We start from the raw sequence: 551 nt of genomic DNA, 5'->3' as shown, positions 1-551 counted from the left end.
ACAGAACCCAACGCTAGCATATTGGTGTTGTCATTAAATCAGTCGCAAATTGTCAGACCGCTATAGCTTTATTTCAACCAGATAGCGTATCCTTCCCCAAGCACATAATGATTATACACAGACACCACCAACGAGACAAACCCTAAAGGGTGCTTATGGGACGTTCAGGGACGATAAAATGATAACTCACTAATAATATTAGCAAGAAAAACAAAAGCTTTATGGTGTGTGCGGTCATCTTATACCTCATAAATCACTCTTCTCACTCTCATTCATTGCCCAGCTAGTGCGTCCACGAAACAGCCTTAATCTCAAGCGTTCATCGCTAATACCAACGTTTATAGGCTCTATAGAACCCTTATTTTTTTCTATACCAGCAATAGTGAGTGTGCCTATCACCATAAGTGGACTATCCAATGTTTGTTTATCTAAAAGAACAGGTCTATTAGCAACTTTCATATCTTTGCCTTGAACGGGAATACGCTCGCCAGTGTTCACAATAAATGGTCTTTTTACTAGCTTCTTGCCCTCAAATAACTGTTGCCTGTCAA

The 551-nt window shown here is 39.9% G+C and carries 1 protein-coding gene; it reads right to left on the bottom strand.

The annotated features are described in order from the left end of the window. Positions 1–246: 246 nt before the first annotated feature. The coding region (locus tag AC1MDJ_RS08495; protein WP_479690473.1) for a hypothetical protein at positions 247–551 on the bottom strand (305 nt) is incomplete at its 5' end.

The organism is Candidatus Termitispirillum reticulitermitis, from assembly GCF_054655775.1.
The sequence above is the reverse complement of the archived record's forward strand: the minus strand, read 5'-3'. Positions and strand labels throughout refer to the sequence as shown.